General features: G+C 72.3%; 21 protein-coding genes. 3 read left to right on the forward strand and 18 right to left on the reverse strand.

The window, feature by feature from the left end; translation table 11 throughout:
* The first annotated feature begins 134 nt into the window (after nucleotides 1-134).
* Together ACIBG4_RS10195 and ACIBG4_RS10200 are read left to right on the forward strand one after the other, a co-directional pair.
* Nucleotides 135-485 carry an STAS domain-containing protein gene (locus ACIBG4_RS10195; RefSeq protein ID WP_310707921.1) on the forward strand — a complete coding sequence of 117 codons (351 nt, stop codon included), beginning with the start codon at nucleotides 135-137 and terminating at the stop codon, nucleotides 483-485.
* A 41-nt stretch (nucleotides 486-526) separates the two neighbouring features.
* Nucleotides 527-1,312 (forward strand): PIG-L family deacetylase, encoded by a 786-nt coding sequence (locus tag ACIBG4_RS10200; protein ID WP_397201534.1) that lies wholly within the window; start codon nucleotides 527-529, stop codon nucleotides 1,310-1,312.
* A 34-nt stretch (nucleotides 1,313-1,346) separates the two neighbouring features.
* On the opposite strand, the gene ACIBG4_RS10205 is transcribed toward ACIBG4_RS10200, so the two are convergent.
* The gene (locus tag ACIBG4_RS10205) at nucleotides 1,347-2,765 is read right to left on the reverse strand and encodes a cellulase family glycosylhydrolase (RefSeq protein ID WP_397201535.1); all 1,419 of its coding nucleotides are present in this window, start codon (nucleotides 2,763-2,765) and stop codon (nucleotides 1,347-1,349) included.
* 300 nt (nucleotides 2,766-3,065) lie between these two features.
* Here ACIBG4_RS10205 and ACIBG4_RS10210 point away from each other — a divergent pair, with 300 nt between their 5' ends.
* Nucleotides 3,066-3,794, forward strand: a complete 729-nt coding sequence (locus ACIBG4_RS10210; RefSeq protein WP_397201536.1) for a sulfotransferase family protein — start codon at nucleotides 3,066-3,068, stop codon at nucleotides 3,792-3,794.
* On the opposite strand, the gene ACIBG4_RS10215 is transcribed toward ACIBG4_RS10210, so the two are convergent.
* The 17 genes from ACIBG4_RS10215 to ACIBG4_RS10295 form a co-directional block, all read right to left on the reverse strand.
* Nucleotides 3,772-4,734: a TerC family protein gene (locus ACIBG4_RS10215; protein ID WP_397201537.1), complete on the reverse strand. Its 963-nt coding sequence runs from the start codon at nucleotides 4,732-4,734 to the stop codon at nucleotides 3,772-3,774. The genes ACIBG4_RS10210 and ACIBG4_RS10215 overlap by 23 nt on opposite strands.
* A gap of 313 nt (nucleotides 4,735-5,047) precedes the next feature.
* Nucleotides 5,048-5,449, reverse strand: a complete 402-nt coding sequence (locus ACIBG4_RS10220) for a response regulator transcription factor (RefSeq protein ID WP_397201538.1) — start codon at nucleotides 5,447-5,449, stop codon at nucleotides 5,048-5,050.
* Nucleotides 5,446-6,903, reverse strand: coding sequence for a PAS domain S-box protein (locus ACIBG4_RS10225; protein ID WP_397201539.1), 1,458 nt, complete (start codon nucleotides 6,901-6,903; stop codon nucleotides 5,446-5,448). The genes ACIBG4_RS10220 and ACIBG4_RS10225 overlap by 4 nt, the downstream gene beginning before the upstream one ends.
* Nucleotides 6,904-6,927: 24 nt before the next feature.
* The gene (locus ACIBG4_RS10230; RefSeq protein WP_397201540.1) at nucleotides 6,928-7,314 is read right to left on the reverse strand and encodes an ATP-binding protein; all 387 of its coding nucleotides are present in this window, start codon (nucleotides 7,312-7,314) and stop codon (nucleotides 6,928-6,930) included.
* A 111-nt stretch (nucleotides 7,315-7,425) separates the two neighbouring features.
* Nucleotides 7,426-8,088: a response regulator gene (locus tag ACIBG4_RS10235; RefSeq protein ID WP_397201541.1), complete on the reverse strand. Its 663-nt coding sequence runs from the start codon at nucleotides 8,086-8,088 to the stop codon at nucleotides 7,426-7,428.
* Nucleotides 8,089-8,506: 418 nt separating this feature from the next.
* Nucleotides 8,507-8,920, reverse strand: coding sequence for a VOC family protein (locus tag ACIBG4_RS10240; RefSeq protein ID WP_397201542.1), 414 nt, complete (start codon nucleotides 8,918-8,920; stop codon nucleotides 8,507-8,509).
* Between the two features lie 150 nt (nucleotides 8,921-9,070).
* The gene (locus ACIBG4_RS10245) at nucleotides 9,071-9,595 is read right to left on the reverse strand and encodes an OsmC family protein (RefSeq protein WP_310707911.1); all 525 of its coding nucleotides are present in this window, start codon (nucleotides 9,593-9,595) and stop codon (nucleotides 9,071-9,073) included.
* A gap of 33 nt (nucleotides 9,596-9,628) precedes the next feature.
* A complete protein-coding gene (locus ACIBG4_RS10250) occupies nucleotides 9,629-10,255 on the reverse strand; it encodes a VOC family protein (RefSeq protein ID WP_397201543.1) in 627 nt (208 codons plus the stop codon).
* A gap of 3 nt (nucleotides 10,256-10,258) precedes the next feature.
* Nucleotides 10,259-10,957, reverse strand: a complete 699-nt coding sequence (locus tag ACIBG4_RS10255) for an alkylhydroperoxidase domain protein (protein ID WP_397201544.1) — start codon at nucleotides 10,955-10,957, stop codon at nucleotides 10,259-10,261.
* Nucleotides 10,954-11,589: a CMD domain protein gene (locus ACIBG4_RS10260; protein ID WP_397201545.1), complete on the reverse strand. Its 636-nt coding sequence runs from the start codon at nucleotides 11,587-11,589 to the stop codon at nucleotides 10,954-10,956. Before ACIBG4_RS10260 ends, ACIBG4_RS10255 begins: the two co-directional genes overlap by 4 nt.
* A 7-nt stretch (nucleotides 11,590-11,596) precedes the next feature.
* Nucleotides 11,597-12,673, reverse strand: a complete 1,077-nt coding sequence (locus ACIBG4_RS10265; protein WP_397201546.1) for a putative FMN-dependent luciferase-like monooxygenase — start codon at nucleotides 12,671-12,673, stop codon at nucleotides 11,597-11,599.
* Nucleotides 12,670-14,283, reverse strand: coding sequence for a dipeptide ABC transporter ATP-binding protein (locus ACIBG4_RS10270; RefSeq protein ID WP_397201547.1), 1,614 nt, complete (start codon nucleotides 14,281-14,283; stop codon nucleotides 12,670-12,672). The genes ACIBG4_RS10265 and ACIBG4_RS10270 overlap by 4 nt, the downstream gene beginning before the upstream one ends.
* Nucleotides 14,280-15,068: an ABC transporter permease gene (locus ACIBG4_RS10275; protein ID WP_355438509.1), complete on the reverse strand. Its 789-nt coding sequence runs from the start codon at nucleotides 15,066-15,068 to the stop codon at nucleotides 14,280-14,282. The genes ACIBG4_RS10270 and ACIBG4_RS10275 overlap by 4 nt, the downstream gene beginning before the upstream one ends.
* A complete protein-coding gene (locus tag ACIBG4_RS10280) occupies nucleotides 15,065-16,003 on the reverse strand; it encodes an ABC transporter permease (RefSeq protein ID WP_310707904.1) in 939 nt (312 codons plus the stop codon). Before ACIBG4_RS10280 ends, ACIBG4_RS10275 begins: the two co-directional genes overlap by 4 nt.
* A complete protein-coding gene (locus ACIBG4_RS10285; RefSeq protein ID WP_397201548.1) occupies nucleotides 16,000-17,628 on the reverse strand; it encodes a TIGR04028 family ABC transporter substrate-binding protein in 1,629 nt (542 codons plus the stop codon). The genes ACIBG4_RS10280 and ACIBG4_RS10285 overlap by 4 nt, the downstream gene beginning before the upstream one ends.
* A 139-nt stretch (nucleotides 17,629-17,767) precedes the next feature.
* Nucleotides 17,768-17,905: a hypothetical protein gene (locus tag ACIBG4_RS10290; RefSeq protein ID WP_397201549.1), complete on the reverse strand. Its 138-nt coding sequence runs from the start codon at nucleotides 17,903-17,905 to the stop codon at nucleotides 17,768-17,770.
* Between the two features lie 65 nt (nucleotides 17,906-17,970).
* Nucleotides 17,971-18,954, reverse strand: coding sequence for a glutathione S-transferase C-terminal domain-containing protein (locus ACIBG4_RS10295; protein ID WP_397201550.1), 984 nt, complete (start codon nucleotides 18,952-18,954; stop codon nucleotides 17,971-17,973).
* Nucleotides 18,955-19,013: the final 59 nt, after the last annotated feature.

The raw sequence follows: 19,013 nt of genomic DNA on the forward strand, positions 1-19,013 counted from the left end.
TTCCAGGGCGGCGACCGTCTCAGTTGGGCCACGACCTGGAGCGCGGCTCGGACGTGCGGATACGCTGGACAGGATCCCCGCTGGTGCCCGTCGCGACGGCGACGGCATCGACGCAGCGACGGAGAGGCGGCGACATGACACGCCTTGCGATCGGGACGGAGCGGCACGGCGATGTCGCGGTGGTCCACCTGACGGGCGAGCTCGACATGAGCACGCAGCACCTGCTGGCCGATGCCCTCGGCGAGCCGCTGTCCGCCGAGCGGCCCAGGATCGTGGTGGACATGGCCGGGCTGAGCTTCTGCGACTCCAGCGGGCTCTGGCAGCTCATCAACTGCCAGCGCCAGGCCGAGGCCCGCGGCGGCGGGCTACGCCTGATCGGCGTGCACGGCATCATGGCCCGGCTGCTGGTGATCACCCAGCTCGTCGACCAGTTCCCGCCCTATGGCACGCTCGAACGCGCCTGCCAGTGGTCCACGCTCCCCTGATCGCCCGCCTCCGCTGAGTCCCGGCGCTACGATGGCCGCCCGTGATCATCAAGGAGGGTGCCGTGGCGGGCTTCGGAGTGCTGTGCGTCCATGCCCATCCCGACGACGAGGCCATCTGGACCGGCGGCACGCTGGCCAGGTACGCCGACGAGGGCGCCAGGACGGCCGTCGTCACGTGCACCTGGGCCGAGGGGACCGTGCGGGCCGGGGAGCTGGAGCGCTCGCTCGGCATCCTCGGCGCGGGCGAGCCGAGGCTGCTGGGCTACGCCGACGCGAACAAGCCCGAGTCGGCTCCCGGCGCCCCGCGGTTCCTGGACGTGCCGTTCGACGAGGCGGTGGGACGGGTCGTCGGGCACATCAGGCGGTTCAGGCCGGACGTGGTGCTCACCTACGATGCGTACGGCTCCTACGGGCATCCCGACCACGTCCACGCGCACCGGGTCACCATGGCCGCGGTGGAGGCGGCCGGGTACGACCAGCTCCACCCCGGCACGGGCGAGCCGTGGCGGCCCCGGGCCCTCTACCTGTCGACCGTTCCGCGCTCCGTCGTGGTGTCGCACTGGCGGTCGGTGTTCGGGACGGACCCGGAGCCGGGCCAGACGCTGCCGGGCGTCCCGGACGAGCAGGTCACCACGCGGCTCGACGTGGGGCGATGGGCCGAGCGCAAGTGGGAGGCCATGCACGCGCACGCGTCGGAGGTGGGACGCGGCGCGTCGATGACCCTGCTGACCGGCCTGCCCGAGCAGGCACGCGCCCAGATGCTGGCCAACGAGTGGTATCGCCGCGTCGGCCACACGGGCCCGCCGGAGACGGCTCTCGGCGCGTAGCCGGGTCTCCGCGGGCCCGTTCGCGGCGGCGGGGTCAGCCGGTCGGGAAGGCGTCCGGGGTGCGGATGCGGTCGCGCATGTACGTGCCCGACTGCGTCAGGACGGCCGTCCCCGCGTATGTGCTGCCGGAGCAGGTGCCCGGCTTGAAGGCGGCGCTGCTCTCGTCGGCGTCGGAGTACGTCCAGTTGGCGTAGCTGATCTTGTACTGGTCCAGCAGGTTCAGCCAGGTCGTGGTGCTGGCGAGGTCCACCGTGCCACCGCCGGTGTAGGTGACCGTGCCGAACTCCGTGACGAACAGCGGGATGCGGGTGGCCGCCCGGCTGACCGCCGCCCGGTAGGAGTCCCCGTGGGAGGCGGCGTAGAAGTGGAAGGTGTACATGACGTTGGCGGCGTTGACCGGGTTGTTGACGACCTCGCTCTCGTTGCCGCCCTCCGACACGCCCAGCGACGACCAGCCGCGGGTGCCGACCACGACGACGGCGTCCGGGTCGTTGGCGCGGATGACGGGGATGACCTGCTCGGCGTAGCTCTTGATGGTCGACCAGCTCACGCCGTTGGGCTCGTTGGCGATCTCGTAGATGACGTTCTTCTTGGCGGCGTTGCGGGTGGAGACGGCGGCGAAGAACGTCTTGGCGCGGTCGAGGTTGTACATGGGGTCGCCGGGAGTCAGCGTGTGGAAGTCGATCAGGGCGTACATCCCGCGCGCCTCGGCCATGTCGACGAGGTTGTTGACCTGGGCGGTGAAGGCCGGCGGGTTGGTCTCGTAGCCGTCCTCCTGGACGTACATGGAGATCCGGAGCAGGTCGGCCTTCCAGTCGTTGGCGAGCGCGTCGAGGGAGGCGGTGTTGTAGCACTTGGCGAACCACTGCAGGCCGTGCGTGCTCATCCCGCGTAACTGGATGGGCTTGTTGTACTGGTTGCAGAGGTTGACGCCGCAGACGCGCAGTTGCCCGTTGATGCCGACGGGGGTGCCGTCCGTGGGCGGGACGGTCGGGGTCACCGTGGGGGTCGGGCCGGGGGTCGTGGAGCCGGTGCAGGTGACGCCGTTGAGCGTGAACGAGGTGGGCGCCGGATTGGCGCCCGTCCAGCTCCCGTTGAAGCCGATGGTGGTCGAGGCGTTGGTGGCGAGCGAGCCGTTGTAGCTCAGGCTGCGCGCGGTCACGGCGGCGCCGTTCTGTCCGTACGTGGCCGACCAGCCCTGGACGACCTTCTGGCCGGCGTCCGGGAAGGTGAAGCCGAGGGTCCAGCCGTTGACGGGGTCGCCGAGGTTCTTGATGGAGATGTTGGCGCTGAAGCCGCCCTGCCAGGTGCTGGCCGTGTAGGTGACGGCGCAGCCGGTGGCGGCGGCGGCGGTGACGGCGGGGGTGACCGCCACTCCTCCGAGGGTGAGCGCGGCGACGGCGCCGATCGCGAGGGCGGCACGTCCGCGGAGCGGGCGCGGGAGCAACTTCACGGTGGTGGCCTTTCGGGTTCCGAATGAGCCGGTGGGGGGATCGCGGGAGGCGTGCCGGCGGGGGGCGCGCGATCGGGGGCAAGGTATCAACGTGGGTGCTCTGAGCTGTAGGAACGTGCCCGTCCCGGCCATGCGGCGGCCGGGGAGATCGCGGGTGTTTGTCCTGTTCGGCGGGGTCGGCGCGGGGTGCCCGGTGGTTGAAAGTTTCAGGTCGGCCGAAAATCTACAGACGTTGAATTCTGGCGGGCGCCGACCTAGCGTGAGGTCGTCATGCCGACGACCACGGTGAGGGAGAGGGACATGCTCGAAGTCATCGGCGCGGGCCTGCCGCGTACCGGGACGACCTCGATGAAGGCGGCGCTGGAGCGCCTCGGCTTCGGCCCGTGCTATCACATGTTCGAGGTCATGACCCATCCCGACCACGTGGATCGGTGGCACTCGGTCACGGCCGGCGAGGTCCGCGGCCGGGAAGGGTGGGACCGGGTGTTCGCGGGAGGCTACCGGTCGGCGCAGGACTGGCCGGCCAGCCACTACTGGCGCGAGCTGGCCGAGGTCTATCCCGACGCGAAGGTGGTGCTGACCGTCCGCGACCCGCGCTCCTGGTATCCGAGCATCAACATGCTCCTGTCCGGTCCCGGGGCCGCCGCGGCGACCATGAACGGCCGGCCGTTCGAGGAGCTTCCTGAGCCCGTCCGCGCGATGCTCACCGGCATGGGCCGGATGGGGCCGGTCCTGGAGGCCATCGGGCGGTCGTACTTCGGCCCCGGCTGGAGCTTCGGGCAGGGCGTACCCGACGAGGAGTACGCCGTCGAGGCGTTCGAGCGGCACGTGGCCGCCGTCAAGGCGGACGTGCCCGCGAAGCGCCTGCTCGTGTTCGACGTGCGCGAGGGGTGGGAGCCGCTGTGCGGCTTCCTCGGCGTCGAGGCGCCCGCGGAGCCGTTCCCGCACCTCAACGACGCCGACTCGATGCGGCAGACGTTCGAGCGCTTGATGAGCGGCGAGCCGATCACCTTTCCACAGCCTCGCTGACCGCCTCCTCCCGCTCCTCCTGACCCTTGTCCTGACCGCGGGAGCGCAGCAGGCTCGCCGTGACCGCGGTGACGAGGATCGCGGCGACCACCCCCAGTGAGAGAGCCGTCGGAATCTTGTACACCTCCAGGAGCAGCATCTTCACGCCCACCCAGACCAGCACCAGCGCCAGGCCCAGCTTGAGGTAGGTGAACCGGTGCATCAGGCCGGCGAGCATGAAGTACATCGCCCGCAGGCCGAGGATGGCGAAGGCGTTGGAGGTGAAGACGAGGAACGGCTCCGAGGTGACCGCGAAGACGGCCGGGATCGAGTCCACCGCGAAGACGATGTCGCTGACCTCGACCAGCACGAGCACCGCCAGCAGCGGCGTGGCCACCCAGCGGCCGCTCTGACGCACCAGGAACCGCTGACCGTGGTAGTCGTCGGTGACGGGGATCAGCCTGCGGAACAGGCGCAGCGTCCTGCTGCTGCCCGGATCGATGCTCTCGTCCCGGTGACGGGCCATCCGGATCCCGGTCAGCACCAGGAAGGCGCCGAACACGTACAGGACCCACGAGAAGCTCGCGATGAGCACGGAGCCGGCGGCGATGAACACGCCGCGGAACACCAGCGCGCCCAGCACCCCGAAGAACAGCACGCGGTGCTGGTAGCGCGCCGGGACCGCGAAGTAGCTGAAGATGATCGCGAAGACGAAGACGTTGTCGACCGCCAGCGACTTCTCGATGAGGTAGCCGGCGTAGTACTGCCCGGCGAGCTCGGCTCCCCACAGCCACCAGATCACGGCGCCGAAGGCCAGGCCGAGCGCGATCCAGATCGCCGACCAGAACGCGGCCTCGCGCACACCGACCGCGTGCGCACGCCGATGGGAGAACAGGTCGATCGCCAGCATGACGGCGATCACGCCCAGCACGGCAGGCCAGGCCCAGAAGGGGACGTCCAACGTGATGCCTCCGGTCCGATGTCGTCGGCCGGAGGTCTCCCCGCCCTCCCACGGCTCTCGCGCGCGAGACGGCGTCAGGACCGGGCGGGCCTCGGGGCTCGCCGTATTGACGACCCTGACGGTTTCGGGTACTCCCCTCCGCCCACCAAGGTACGACAGGGATATCTCATGTCAAAATCCCCCACGGACCCTCCAAGGCTGCCCGTGACAGCGGCGCGTGTCCCCGGGCGGCGGCCCGGACCGGCCGCCCCGGCACGACAGGCCGGACACGACAGGTCGCGGCGCGCGGGCGATCCGCCCCCGTGGCGGGGCTTCAGCGGTCCGCCGCGACGCGGCGCACGGCCGCCACGATGTCGCTGTTGGGCAGCCCCTTGAGGAGGTACTCGGCGACGCCTGCCCGGCGCATCTCCTCGACGGCGCCGGAGTCGCCGTAGGCGGAGAACGCCATGACCCGTGTGCCCGGGCAGCGGTCGCGGATCACCCGGGCCGCGTGGGCGCCGCCGCCGGGCATCCGCACGTCGAGGATGGCGACGCGGGGCGTGTGGCGCTCGGCCAGGGCGATGGCCTCCTCGGCGTCCCGGGCGAGCGCGACGACGCTGAGGTCGGGCTCGGCCTGGAGCACCTCACTCAGCACGTCACGGATCATGGGCTCGTCGTCGCCGATGAGCACGGTCAGCCGCCCGCCCGCCGGCGTACGACCGTCCTCTCCGGTCATACGCGACCGTCCTCACCGCCCGAGGCCAGTGCGGGCACCCAGAACTCGACCATCGTGCCGTCGTCCGGCCGGCCTCGGATGCTCCACCAGCCGCCCGCCATCTCGGCGCGCTCGCGCATCTCGATGAGGCCGAAGTGGTCGGGCACGGCGAGGAGGCCGGCGGGGTCACTGACGCCGACGCCGTCGTCGGCCACGCGCGTCAGCACGCCGTGGCCGCTGGAGGCCAGGGACACGGTCACCGCCTTCGCCTGTGCGTGCTTGCGGACATTAGTCAGCGCCTCCTGACATATCCGAAAAATCGTGATCGCTGTCTCGGCGGGTGGCTCCCGGTCGAGCTCGTGCCGCAGCGTGTACGTCAGCCCCGCGCCGGTCACCACCTGGTCCAGGTACGTGGTCAGCCCCTCCACCAGCCCGTCCCGGTCGAGCCCGGGCGGCCGGAGGCGGAAGGTGAGGTCGCGCAGCCGGTGGATGGCCGCCGACACGGTCTCGTTGAGCCGCCGGGCCCCCACGGCGTGCTCGCCCTCCAACTGGTCGGCGAGCAGTTGCAGGCGCATCCCGACGGCCACCATCGACTGGATCGTGTCGTCGTGCACGTCCCAGGCGATGCGGCGCCGCTCCATCTCCTGCGCGTGGACGAGGTGGGTCAGCAGCCTGCTGCGCTCGTCCAGCGCCCGCTCGGCGGTGCGCCGCTCGGTCATGTCGCGGGTCACCTTGCCGAACCCGCGCAGCTCGCCGGTGTCGTCGTACAGCGCCGTGATCACCACGTTCGCCCAGAACCGGGTGCCGTCGGCCCGCACCCGCCAGCCCTCGTCCTCCAGCCGCCCGTCCGCCGCGGCCACCACCAGCTCACGGGCCGGCTTGCCCGCCGCCACGTCCTCAGGCGGGTAGAAGGCCGAGAAGTGACGCCCGATGATCTCTTCGGCCCGGTATCCCTTGATCCGCTGCGCGCCCGCGTTCCAGCTCACGATCCGGCCCTGCGGGTCCAGCATGAAGATCGCGTAGTCGACGACGTTCTGCACGATCAGCCTGAAGCGCTCCTCGCTCTCCCGCAGGGCCCGCTCGGCGATGCGCCGCTCGGTCATGTCGCGCGTCACCTTGCCGAACCCGCGCAGCTCGCCGGTGTCGTCGTACAGCGCCGTGATCACCACGTTCGCCCAGAACCGCGTGCCGTCGGCCCGCACCCGCCAGCCCTCGTCCTCCAGCCGCCCGTCCGCCGCGGCCACCACCAGCCCATGAGCCGGCTTGCCCGCCGCCACGTCCTCAGGCGGGTAGAACACCGAGAAATGACGCCCGATGATCTCTTCCGCCCGGTATCCCTTGATCCGCTCCGCGCCCGCGTTCCAGCTCACGATCCGGCCCTGCGGGTCCAGCATGAAGATCGCGTAGTCGACGACGTTCTGCACCAGCAGCCGGTAGTCGGTCTGGGCGATCTCGGAGGGGCTTGACTCAGGCATAGTGCAGCTTCGCACGCCCGGATGTCAGTTGGCCCAGACGGGGGCGGGAACGGCGGCCAGCTCGCACCAGACGACCTTGCCGTCCCCTTGCGGAATGGACCCCCAGCGGATGGACAGGCGCTCGATGACGTTGAGGCCCCAGCCGCTCTGCGGGCCGGGCTCGCGCGGCTCGGGCAGCCGGGGACTGGAGTCGCGGACCTCGATGCGCACCCGGGAGGGGCCGACGACCAGGTGGAGCACCGGCGCGCCGGCGCCGTGCACCAGTGCGTTGGTCACCAGCTCGGAGACGACCAGGAGCGCGTCGTCGTGCAGGCCGGTGTATCCGCTCTCGGCCAGCGCCCGCCGGGTCAGGTCGCGGGCCGTCGTGATGCTGTCGAGCTCTTGCGTCAGATGGTGCTCAACCGCATACACCGAACCCTCTGTACCCATCCTCTCAGGATCGCCGGTGTACCCCGGTGTCACGAGAGTCACCGGCTCCATCTGGTCTGGTGCAGTCGTGGCGTCCCGAGTAGTGCATCTGCGTCAGTCGATGAGGCCCTCGCGACGGGCGATCGCGACCGCCTCCAGCTTGGAGCCGGCACCCAGCTTCTCCAGGACGCGCTGGATGTGGTTGCGGGCGGTGTTGTGCGCCACGCCGAGCCGCTCGCTGATCTGCGCCGTGCTCGCCCCCTCGGCCAGCAGGAGCAGCGTCTCCCGCTCCCGCGCCGTCATCCCCGCCCCCGCGAGCCGGATCCTGCCGGTGAGCCGGTCCAGCACGCCGGCCAGCAACTCCGGCGCGAACGCCACCCCACCCTCGGCCACCTGCCGCACCGCCGCCTCCAGCTCGTGCAGCGCCGACGACTTCAGCACCAGGCCCACCCCGCCGGCCTCGGCCACCCGGGTGGCGGCCGACGCGGACGCCTCGCCTGTCAGGACCAGCACCCGCGCCTCCGGGGCGGCGGCCATGAGCCGGCCGATCGCGGAGATCCCGTCGCCGTCCGGCAGCCGCCGGTCCAGCAGCACCACGTCCGGCTTGAACCGCGCCGTGTCGGCCACCGCCGCCGCGATCGACGCGGACCGCCCCACGACCTCCACCCCGTCCGTCTGTCCCAGGGCCAGGCCGATCGCCTCGGCCACCATGTCGTGATCCTCGACCAGCAACAAGCGGATCGACGGGGACGCCGACCCTGCGGGGGGCGGTGACATCACGGGAATCCTCACGACGACGATGCGCGGCGCGACCATGCCGGCACGACCATTCTCCCGCGTCCGAAGGCTTTCAATCACGCCGGGTACCACTGTGGTGACATCCGGATGTGCCCCGGTATGACCTGCCTCCCGGTCAGGGTGTGAGGACACACGTCGACGAGGCGGAGCGTCATGACCCCTGCCTTCGACGCCGAGGGATCGGTCATGCGGTTCGGCCGGACGACCGCGCCGGCCGATCGGCCGGTCGGAGGGTCGGGGGTCGGCCGGTCGGAGGGTCGGCCGGTCGGAGGGTCGGGTACGCCCTCGGACTCCGCGTGCAGGCGGGCCCGCCGGCGGCGTCGGTGGCGGCTCGCCTGCACGCGGTCTGCTTCGCGTGGGGCGCGGGCTCCGCTGGTGGGCCGGGTCACCTCGGCGGCTACTCGGCGTAGGGCTGGTCCGCTCCCTGGGCGCTGTAGCCGAGACTCCAGACGTAGCCGTCCGGGTCCGCGAAGGAGCCGCCGTACCCGCCCCACGGCAGGGCGCCGGCGGGCTTGAGGATCGTGGCGCCGGCCTTCTCGGCCTCCGCCATGATCTCGTCGACCCGCGCCTCACTGCGGACGACGTACGTGAGCACCAGCCCGCTGAAGCCGTTGCCTTCCGGGCTCGTGCCCACCTGGTCGGCCAGGCCCTCACGGCCGTAGAAGCCGACGGGCGAGGCTCCGTCCGACTCGAAGAACACCGAGATGCCGTAGTCGTTCTTGATCTTCCAGCCGAGCCCCTCCGTGTAGAACTGCTTGGCCCGGTCCATGTCCCGGACGGCGAGGAGGATGGAACTGACGTGCGCCTTCATGCCTTGTCTCCTTCGTTCTTCGGGGGTGATCCCCGTGGAGACAACGCTACGGAGAGCCCCATGCCCGGCGCTTCTTCATTCCTGATCGGTTGGTCGCCCGTGCCCGGGTGACCGGCGCCGCTGCCCTCCCGGCCGTCCTGCCCTGGCCGGTCAGGCGGCTGCCTCCACCCGGGTGAGGGAGCCGCTGATCGCCACCGGGTTCCTGATCAGGTTGAGGATCGGGCAGACCCGCTCCACCTCGGCGTGCAGCCGGGCCAGCTCCTCGTCCGGCGCGGGCGAGGACAGGCGCACCTCGTACCGGAAGTCGTACGGGTGGACGGGGATGCCCGTGGCGTCCGGCGCCTGGGCGCGCGGGTCGTACTGGGCCTGGACGTCGACTTCGAGCGAGTCGAGCGGGATCTCCAGCTCCGCCGCCTTGATGAGGAAGATGTGGGTGACGCAGCTTCCCAGCACACCGGCCTGGAGCTCCGGCGAGCCCGGACCGAGGCTGTAACCCGCCAGGTCGGGACCGCTGTCGCTGATGATCTGGAAGTCTCTGATCCTGATGCGGCGCACGCCGCTGCGGCCCTCGGCGGTGACGTGGGCGTGCAGCGGCACGGGGCCGCCCGACGGCGCGGCGCGCCGGGCCAGCAGCGCCTCGCGCTTGTGGGACAGGTATTCGCGAAGAGTGGTCATTGCGGGAGATGTCCTGCTTTCCGGGAGGGGCGGTCAGGTGAGGGTCACTGGGCCGCGCGGGGTGTCGAGGTGGGCGCGCAGCGCCGGCTCCGGGCCCTCGGTGACCTCCAGCCCGGCCTCCAGCGCCGCCAGGTCCGCCCGTACGGACTCCGGGTCCGGATGGGACGCGGTGAACGACACCAGGCCGAGCTGCGGCAGTCCCGAGGCGGCCGGGTGCGGCGCGTCGCCCCAGTCGATGAGGAACGGCACCAGCCGCACCGCCTCCGGGTCGTCCCGGCGGGTGAGCACCCAGTCGAGCCTGACCCCGTCCGGCCGGACCCGGGAGAGCGGCTCGACCTTCCCCGGGTCGTAGCCGCGCTCGCGCGCCCGCCGTACGCGTGCCTCCAGGTCGTCGCCGCGCACCGCCCACGCGGTCAGCCGGGGCTCGGTGAGCGTCTCCAGCCCGAACGCCCGGGGCCGCGCGCCCGGACCGGCGGCCGGGTCGGGGCCGATGATCTCCAGGTACGCGCCGGGGCCGAGCCCGACCAGGTGATTGGCGGTGCCACCCGGGTGACTGCCGCCGGGGACCGGCTGCACGCCGGTGCGCTCGGCGAACTCCTCCACGCCGGCGAGCAGGTCGGGCACGGCGTAGACCAGGTGGTCCAGTTCGAGATGGGTCATGACCTACTCCTTGTTCGAGCTGTTGGAGCCGTTCGAGCCGTTCGAGCCGTTCGAGCCGTTCTGGCCGTTCGAGCCGTTCGGGCCACTTCGGCCGTTCGGGCCGCTTGACCCGTTCGGGCCGGCCGGCGCGGGTGGGGCGGTCGGCTCGCCGAGGGACAGCATGAGCCGGTTGGCCCAGTTGAAGAACGCCGCCGCGTGCAGGACGTCGCTGATCGCCAGGTCGTCCAGACCGGCGGCGCGCAACGCGTCGAGGTGCCCGGCGGTGAGCGCCGACGGGGTGGCGGCGAGCGCCACGGACGCGTCCACGACCGCCCGCCACACCCGGTCCTGCTCCGCCCCGACCCCCTCGTCCAGCAGCCGCTCGACGTCGTCGGGCCGCCTGGAGTAGTGGGCGGCGAAGCGGGCGTGCACGGAGGCGCAGAAGACGCAGCCGTTGTGGCGCGAGGTCGCGGTGGCCGCCAGCTCCCGCTCGGCGCGCGGCAGTCCGCCGTCGGCGTTGTGGAAGATGTCGAGGTCGGTCTTGGTGCGCGCGTGCAGGACGGCGGGGTCGCGGGCGAGCAGGCGGAAGTACGGCGAGTCGACGCGTGCCTGGTCGATCAGCGCCTCGCGGTGGGCGTCGGTCAGCTCGGCCTCGGCGAGCGGCTCCAGCCACGGCTCCCAGCCGAGCCGGTCCGTGGTGAAGGCGAGTGGTGCGGCGGTCAAGGACGGGCCTCCTGGTACTCGTGCGAGGTCTGCGTGGTGGCGCCGAGCAGGCGCAGGCCGGTGGCGACCCGGATCTGGAAGGTCAGGAACGAGACGAGCTGCGAGAGGGTCACGATCCCGGTCGTGCTCCAGCCCGCGCGGGCCAGCGCCCGCAGCGCCTCCTTGTCCGCCTCGCGCGGCCGGAACACGAGGAGGTGCGCGTGCTCGAGCGCGGCGGCGAGCCGCTCACCGAGCGCGGTGCGGTCGCCGACCCGGTGGACGAGGCCGGGGACGCTCTCGCCCGCCAGCGGGCCCTCGGGGTAGATGCCGTACGGTCCGGTGGTGGTGGCTGCCTCGACCTCGGCCGCCACGGCCGCCGCCAGCTCGGGGGCGTCGGCCGCGAGCAGCCCGGCGTAGTGCCCGATCGCCGGGGCGTCCTGGTGCAGCCCCGCGACGAACGCCGCCACCGCGTGCCGCTCCACCCGGCTCACCTCCCCCGTGCCGGTGTCCGGGGCCGGGGCCGGGGACTCGGGGAAGAGGGCGAGGTAGCCGCGCTGGGCGTGGTCGCGGGCGTCCGGGCGGCGGCGCCGGAGCCGGTCGAGCGGGGAGCCGGGCTCGATGCCCGCCAGCCGGTCGATGATGTCGGTGCTCATGGCGTACTCAGTTCGTTCGGTGAAGGGACGGGGACGGGGACGTGTTCGCCGGTGAGAGCCCGTCCGGGGAGGGGGGCGCCCAGCCGAGAGCGGGCGCGACCTCGGTCGCGAGCAGCTCGATGGAGCGCAGGATGCGCGGGTGCGGCGGATCGACGGAGTGGACCTGGAAGACCAGGTCGGTGACCCGGTCGAGCGTGGGGTCGGCGCGCAGGCTCGCGATCACGTCGTCGGGCGTGCCCACGTGGACGTCGAACGCCGCGACGAGCCGCTCGATCCCGCCGTCCGCCGGCACGGGGAAGCCGCTCAGCTCGAAGTGCCGTACGGCCCGCGCCAGGCCCGTCTCCGCGTACCGCAGCGCCTCCTCCCGCGTGTCGGCCACGAACGCCGTGCGGGAGGCCATGATCCTTGGTGCCGCCCCGGCCGGCAGGTGCTCGTAGTAGGCGTCCACGATGGGCCGCTGGATCTCGGCCAGCGTCAGGCCGGGCGCGTCCTTGGGCCGCGGCTGCGTGCGCGACAGCATGAGCCCGTTGCCCGCCCGCCCGGCCCGCTCGCCCCCGCCGACCGAGAACGTGGCCTCCCACACGGCCCCGAGCAGCCGGGGGGCCGCCGGGTAGAGCCGGTTGCCGCCGCCGAGGTCGCCGCCCGACCAGGCGTTGACCAGCACGGCGAGGTGTTCGGCGTACAGGGCGGCGCGTTCGGCGCTCTCGCGGCCGAAGGCGGCGAACGACGACGGAGTGCCGCCGCTGCCCACGCCGACCTCCAGCCGCCCGCCGGAGAGCTGGTCGAGCACGGCGGTGTCCTCGGCCACGCGTACCGGGTGCTCCAGGGGCAGCGTGATGATGCCGGTGCCGAGCCGGATGCGGCTGGTCTTGGCCGCGACGTGGGCCAGGAGGACGAGCGGGGCGGGCAGGCCGCCCTCGGTCGCGCTGAAGTGGTGCTGCGCGACCCACGCCGTGTCGAAGCCGTGGCGCTCCGCGTGCGCGATCTGCTCGGCGGCCAGGCGGTAGCGCTCGGCGGGCGGCGCGTCGTCGAGGAGGCGGGTGAAGAACCCGAGCCGGCGGCCGGTGACCGGGTGCTCTGTCATCGGGCCGCCTCCTGGGCGGCCGTGCCGGGCACGGCGGCCAGCAGCGCGCGGGTGTAGGCGTGGCTCGGGTTCTCGAAGAGCCGCCGGGTCGTTCCGGTTTCCACGATGCGTCCTTTGCTCATGACGGAGACGGTGTGCGAGATCTGCCGCACCACCGCCAGGTCGTGCGAGATGAACAGGTAGGTGAGTCCGAGGTCGCGTTGCAGGTCGCCGAGCAGGTCGAGGATCTGCGCCTGGACGGTGACGTCCAGGGCCGAGACCGCCTCGTCGAGCACCACCACCTGGGGGTCCGGCGCGAGCGCGCGGGCGATGGCGACGCGCTGGCGCTGCCCGCCGGACAGCTCCCCGGCCCGGCGGCCGAGCACGTCGGCGGGCAGCGCGACCCGGTCGAGCAGGTCGCGCACCCGGTCGCGGCGGGCCCGCCGGTCGCCGAGGCCGAAGTTGCGCAGCGGCTCCTCGACGATGTCGGCGATGCTCTGCCGGGGGTCGAGCGAGCCGTACGGGTTCTGGTAGACGAGCTGGACGTCCCGGCGCAGCGCCCGCAGCCGCGCGCCGCGCAGCCCGGCCGTCTCGACGCCGCCGATGGCCACCGAGCCGGAGGTGGGCTCGGCCAGCCGCATGACCATGCGGGCGGTGGTGGTCTTGCCCGAACCGGACTCGCCGACCAGTGCGTGCGTGGTGCCCCGCGGCACCTCGAAGGAGACCTCGTCCACGGCGCGGAACGGCCGCCCGCCGGCGCGGAACTCCTTGACCAGGTCGCGCACCACGATGGCCGGCTCGCGCGGCTCGTCCGCGACGAGGAAGTCCGGTGCTCTCAGCGCCGGCGCGTCCCGCAGCAGCCGGGCCGTGTACGCGGCCCGGGGCGCCCCGAGCACGGCGCGGGTGGCGCCCCGCTCCTCGATCCGCCCGTCCTTCATCACGACCAGCCGGTCGGAGCGGTCCATGGCCACGCCCAGGTCGTGGGTGACGAGCAGCACCGCCGTGCCCGACTCGGCGCGCAGGTCGTCGATCAGGTCGAGGATGCGCCGCTGCACGGTCACGTCCAGGGCGCTGGTGGGCTCGTCGGCGATGATGAGCCGGGGTTCGAGCGCCACGGCGATGGCGATCAGCACCCGCTGCCGCATACCGCCCGACAGCTCGTGCGGGTACTGCCGGGCGCGCACCTCCGGATCGGGCAGCCCGACCCGTTCCAGCAGCTCGACGACCCGGCGCGCGATCGTGCGCCGGTCGCCGCGCCGGTGGATGCGCAGCGCCTCGCCGATCTGGGCGCCGACGGGCTTGACCGGGTTGAGGGAGTTGGCCGGGTCCTGCGGCACCAGGCCGATCTGGGCGCCGCGCACCGCCTGGAGGCGGCGCTGCGACCAGCCGGCGATGTCGGTGCCGCCGAGCAGGATGCCGCCGCTCTCCACTCGCCCGTTCGGCGGGAGCAGGCCGATGACGGCCTGGGCCGTGGTGGTCTTGCCCGAGCCCGACTCCCCGACGACGGCGACCACCTCGCCGGGGTCCACGGTGAACGACACCCCGTGGACCGCCGGGCGGGGCTGTGCGCGTCCCCGGCGTCCCTTCCGCGTGTACGACACGGTGAGGTCGCGAACCTCCAGCAGGCTCATCCGCTCTCCCTCCCGATGGACCGGCTGATCCGGCTGGCCGCGAGCACGACCGCCACCACCACCGTTCCCGGCAGTGTGGTGAGCCACCACGCGGTGGCCAGGTAGTTGCGCCCCTCGGCGATGAGCAGTCCCCACTCCGGCGTGGGGGGCTCCGCGCCGTACCCGAGGAACCCGAGCGTGGAGATGGCCAGGATCGCGACGCCGAACTGGAGGGCGGCCAGCGCGACGACCGGGACGAGCGAGTTGGGCAGCACGTGCCGCCACAGCACCGCGAGGAACCGGCCGCCGCTGCCGAACGCCGCCTCCACGTAGTCGGTACGCCGTACCCGCACCACCTCCGAGCGCGCCAGGCGGGCGAACGAGGCGACGGACCCCACTCCCACGGCGATCGCCACGTTGACCGTGCCGGGCCCGAGCAGGATGATCACTGTGAGCGCGAGGAGCAGCCCCGGCACGGAGAGCAGCACGTCCACGACCCGCATGACGACCTCGTCCAGCGCCCCGCCGGCCGAGCCGGCGAGCAGGCCGAGCAGCGTGCCGAGCACCAGGCCGACCGCGACGGCGACGAACGCGCCGGACAGCGAGTGGACGGCGCCGTGCACCACCCGGGCGAACAGGTCACGGCCCACGGCGTCGGTGCCGAACAGATGGCCGGGGCCGGGTGCGGTCAGCTTCTCCGCCGGCACCCCGGCGATCGGGTCGTACCCGGTGAACAGGCCGGGCGCGAGCGCCCACAGGGCGACCAGCACGACCAGCGCCCACGAGAGGATCAGGCCGGGCCTCACGCGACGGCCCTCCTCAGTCTCGGGTCGAGCACCGGGTACAGCAGGTCCACGACCAGGTTGACGAGCACGAACACCGTCGCGGCGAGCACGACGACGGCCAGCAGCACCGGCGTGTCCTGGGCGTTGACCGCCTGCTCGGTGAGCCGGCCCACGCCGTTGCGGCCGAAGACCGTCTCGGTGACCACCGACCCGGCGATGAGCTCGCCGAACGTCAGCCCCGCCACGGTGAGGGTGGGCGGGAGGGCGTTGCGCGCCACGTGCCGCCACAGGATCCACCCGGGCGAGGCCCCCTTGGCGGCGACGACGGGCACGAACGCCTGGGCCCGCACCTGGTCGAGGCTGCGCGCGAGGATCTGCGCGATGGGCGCCGAGATCGGCACGGCGAGCGTGAGCACCGGCAGCAGGAGCTGCTGCGCCTCGCTGCCGCCGATCACCGGCACCAGCCGCAGCCGGAACGAGAACACCTGGATGAGCACGATGCCGAGCCAGAACGCCGGGACTGAGATGAACAGCGACGGCACCGCCTGGAGCGCCCCCCGGATCCAGCCGAGCCGGGCGTGGCAGGAGGCGAACGCGACGGCCACGGCGATCAGCACGGCCAGCGCGAACGCCGAGCCCGCCAGCCTCGCGGTGGCCGGCAGGCCCTCGGCCAGCCGCTCGGCCACGGGCGTCCCGGTGTCGATCGAGTAGCCGAAGTCCGCCCGCAGGAAGCCGATCAGCGTGTGCAGGTAGGCGCCGGGGCCGTTCGTGCCGTAGTAGGCGCGGATCTCGGCGATCTGCTCGGGTGACAGGCCGAGCTCCGGGTTCTGGAACTTGATGAGGATCGCGTCACCGGGCAGGAGCTGGAGGAGCACGTAGCCGGCGGTGAAGGCGGCCCACAGGACGAGCGCCGCCTGCCCCGCGCGCGACAGGAGGTACCTGGCGGATCCGCTCATGACTTCCAGACCGAGTAGAAGCTCGGCCGGGCCACCGCTTCGAAGGCGACGCCGTGGACGTTCGGCGCCACGCCGTACACCTGCGGCTCCTCGAACAGCGGGATGGCGTACGCCTGGTCGATCACGTAGCGCTGGATCTCGGCGACCTTGGCGTTGCGCTTGGCCACGTCGGCGAGGGCCGACTCCTCCTCCAGCAGCCGGTCGAGCGTCTTGTCGTTCGACAGGATGACGTCGCGGTTCTTCGTGTGGAAGTGGCTCTTGATGACGTCCTGGTCGGCGCGGCCGACCATACTGTGCGCGATGGCGGTCTTCTCCGCGTTCTTGATGTCCACGGCCTGCGTGCCGGCGTCGGCGGGCCGGATCTCCAGCTTCACGCCGAGCTTGGCCCACTGCTGGCCGACGAGCTCCAGGGTCTGCTTCGACAGCGGCTGGGGGCCGGAGACGAAGACGCCGAGCTGGAGCTTCCTGCCGTCCTTCTCGCGGACGCCGTCGGCGCCCTTCGCCCAGCCGGCCTCGTCGAGCAGCTTCGCCGCGGCGTCGGGGTCGTAGGCCAGCTCCTTGGACAGGTCGACGTAGCCCTGCGCGAGGTGGCTGAGGACCGACGTCGCGACCGGATAGCTCGGGGTGAAGAGGGTGTCGACGACCTCCTTGGCGTTCGTGCCCTTCTGGAGCGCTCTCCGGACCTTGACGTCCCGCAGGATGCTGTTGGCCGGACGCAGGTAGAGGCCGTTGTTGACGCCCCGGGTGGGCTCGGCGCGGATGGTGAACCCGGCGTTCTTGACGGTCTGCTCGTCGTACGCCTGCACGTAGCGGACGTAGTCGGCCTGGCCGGAGGTGAGCGCGCCGACGCGGACGTTGTCCTCGGGCGTCACAATGATCTTGATCTGGTCGAGGTACGCGCGGCCCTGATGGGCGCTGGACTTGGGCGCCCAGTCGTAGTCCTTGCGGGCGGCCAGGTCGATCTCCTTGTCCACGACCTGACCGGCGAGCGTGAACGGGCCGGAGCCGACGACGTTCTTGAGCTGGCACTGCTCCTCGTACGGCAGGGAGATCGTCTTTTTCGACACCAGGCCGGCGCCGATGACGGAGGTGCCCTGGAGGAAGCCGGGCGAGGGCTTGCCGAAGTGGAAGCGCACGGTCTTGTTGTCGATGACCTCGCTGCGCTCGTAGTTGTTGACGAACTCGGCGACGGGCAGCTTGAGCGCGGGGTCGCCCTTGCCGTACACGTCGAAGTTGGCCGCGACGGCGTCGGCGTCGAGCGGCGTGCCGTCGCTGAAGGTCACGCCGTCACGCAGGTGGAAGGTGTACTGCGTGGCGTCCTTGTTCACCTCCCACGAGGTGGCGATCCACGGCTCGATCTCCAGCGTCTCCGGGTTCTGCCAGGTGAGCTTGTCGGTGAGCTGGTTGAGCACGCCGCCGTTCGGATAGAAGCCGGCCGCCGGCAGGTAGAGGCAGGTCGGCGCCTGGTGTTCGAGGTACGTCAGCGTCCCCCCGTACACCGGCTTGCCGGCCGCCGCGGCGGCGCCGGCGGCCGGGGCCCCGCCGCCGCCACAGGCGCTGAGCAGGCAGGCGGCGACGGCGGCGGCGAGGGACGCGAGGACCGGGCGGGGTGTGGACGATGACATGCGAATGCCCTTCGGGGAACAGGGGGACAGGCCGCCGGGTCCCAGCCCGGCGCCTAATCCATATTAACCTACCTGTTTTATAGGCATTAGGCACGCCCGCATGCTGAGACGGCCCTGCGTCAGGGCGTCAGGTTCGCCGCTACGGGGCGCCGGGCCCCTCGTCGGGCTCGGCGTCGTCGTCGGGCAGGTCGTACCAGTGGACGTCGCCGGGGAACTCCTCCGGCTCGCCCGAGCCGTGCGCGCCGGCGGCGTCGTGGGCGGGTCTGGTCGTGGTCACGGAGGACTCCTCCAGAGGAGGCGCGCCGGTACGCCCCGGCGCGCGCAGCACAGGGTAACAACCGATCAGGAGGCGGCCAGGCGGTCGCGGTCGTGCGGGGCGTCCCAGTCAGCCTCCACCGGCTCGACGGCGATCCGCACGAGCCCGTCCCCTCCGGACGAGCTCGTGCGGATCGTGGCGAAGTCGGTCGTCTCCCGGAAGGCGGGCCGCTGGTAGAGGTCGCGGGCGTACCCCCACAGGGCAGGGAAGTCGGTCAGGGCCCGCTCGCTGATCCGCGCCTGCGGGTTGTGGAGGAGGTCGAACCGGGCCAGCGTCGGCCACAGCCGCACGTCTGCCTCGGTGATCCGGTCGCCGAGCAGGAACCGCCGCGTCGCCAGCCGCTCCTCCAGGCGCTCCAGCGCGGCGACCGCGCGGTGGCGCGACTCCTCGTACTCGTCCTGCGTCCCGGCGGCGGCCACCCTGCCGGGCGCGTGGTTGACCTCCTGGAGGATCTCCTCGTTGAGCGCGTCGATCTCCTCCCGCCGGTCCTCGGGGTAGAGGTCCACGGACGGGTCGGCCCACTCCCGGAACTGGGTGCCGAGATCGAGGGTGATGTCGGGGAAGTGGTTGCTGACGATCCGGCCGGTACGCCGGTCCCAGAGCACGGGCACGGAGATGTGGCCGCGGTAGCCCGGCTCCGTGGCCTCGTAGGCCTGCTCCAGCAGCGTGAAGCCGTTGACCGGGTCGGGGCCGCGGCGCTCGCGGAAGGCCCAGCCGCGGCCGTCGCGGTCGTCGTCCACGTACGACAGCGACACCACGTCCTCCAGCCCGGCCAGCTTCCGCGCGATCGCGGCGCGCTGCGCCCAGGGGCAGACCCAGGCGACGTAGAGGTGGTAGCGGCCGGGCTCGGCCCGGTAGCCGCTGGAGCCGTCGGCGGTCACCCGGTCCTGGAAGGGGTAGATCGGGCGGCTCCACATCGGGGAGGTGTGCAGGCGGCCGGGTCCGTACGGGCCGTGGGTCTCAAGATCGGCCACGCTGGCGTAGGCGGGCGCGTCCGTGGTCGCGGTCATCAGAGAGGCTCCTCACATGTAAAACCAGTAGGAACAGTAGGGAACAGGTAGACGGATGG

Origin of the sequence: Nonomuraea sp. NPDC050383 (assembly GCF_044459125.1) — a bacterium.
GTDB lineage: Bacteria > Actinomycetota > Actinomycetes > Streptosporangiales > Streptosporangiaceae > Nonomuraea.